The organism is Microvirga sp. P4_G7 (genome assembly GCF_056401005.1).
On record NZ_JBFUKD010000875.1, the window covers coordinates 1 to 1,303 of the forward strand.

Below are 1,303 nucleotides of genomic sequence, written 5' to 3' on the forward strand. Positions count from 1 at the left end.
CCACCGCGAAGCTCGAGAGCCCCACTGGCAGCGTGTAGAGTTCGCGGCTGTTGGTGACGATCAACGGCCAGAAGAACGCCGTCCAGTTGCCGAGGAATGTGAAGATCGCGAGCGCCGAAAGCGCCGGCGTCACGAGCGGCATCGCGACACGCCACCAGATCGTGAATTCGTTGAGGCCGTCGACGCGGGCCGCTTCGAGAAACTCATCCGGCACCGTCTCGAAGAACTGCTTCATCAGGAACGTGCCGAACGCCGTCATCATGCCGGGAAACATGATGCCCCAATACGAATCGATCCAACCGAAGCTGCTGGCCATGAGGTACCAGGGGATGACCAACATTTCCGTTGGAATCATYAGCGTCGAGAGGATCGCGATGAAGACGATGTAACGTCCGCGAAACTGGAACTTCGCGAGCGTGTAGCCGACAAGCGAATCGAAGAAGACGTTGGAAGCGGTGACGCAGACCGCGACCACCAAGGAGTTGAAAAACCAGCGCATGAAGCGCCCGTCCGAAAGTACGGCCTTGTAGTTGTCGAACGACGGCGTTTCCGGAATCAGGCGCAGGTCATAAACCTGAGACGCGTCCTTCAAGGACGTGGACAGCATGAACAGGATCGGCGTGATCATGATGACGCCGCCCATGAAGAGCAACGTCCAGGCCACGATCCGGCCAGGGCGGACGGGGAATCCCCGTCTTGTCGCAGGAGCGGGAAGAGCAGCTGTCGTCATCGTCAGCGGTCCTTGAGTACGCGAAGCTGGATGAGCGAAACGACCAGCAGGATCAGGAACAAAACGACCGTCTGGGCCGCCGCGTAGCCCATTTCGAGCGACTTGAACGCGGTCTGGTAGATCATCAGCACGATCGGCTTGGTGGTGTTCAGCGGTCCGCCGGGGTCGTTGAAGGTCATGTTGTAGACCTGATCGAAGATCCGCAGGAAGCCGATCGAGGAAAACACCACGAGAAACACGATGGTCGGTTTCAGGAGCGGAATGGTGATTTTCCGGAGAATGGTGAATTCAGGCAGACCGTCGATGCGCGCGGCCTCGTAATACGAGGTGGGAATGGCGCGCAGGCCGGCCATGAAGATGATGACCTGGAAACCGAGGCCGGCCCACACGGCGGGGGCGAGAATGGCCGGGAGAGCTTGGCTCGTGGAGCGCAGGAACGGTTGTTGCGGCACACCGATCCAGGTGAGAAACCCGTTGATCACGCCGATGGGCACGGGCTGATAAAACCACCGCCAGACCCACGCCATCGCCGCCGCGGTCGTGAGAAACGGCAGAAAATAGAGTGCGCGGATC

General features: G+C 59.8%; 2 protein-coding genes. Both read right to left on the minus strand.

Going from position 1 to position 1,303, the window contains the following annotated elements:
* On the minus strand, window positions 1-730 hold a 730-nt coding region (locus AC1DT3_RS21545), incomplete at its 3' end, for a carbohydrate ABC transporter permease (protein WP_477467224.1).
* Window positions 731-732: 2 nt separating this feature from the next.
* Window positions 733-1,303, minus strand: a 571-nt coding sequence (locus AC1DT3_RS21550; RefSeq protein WP_477467225.1) for a carbohydrate ABC transporter permease, incomplete at its 5' end; no start/stop codon positions are given.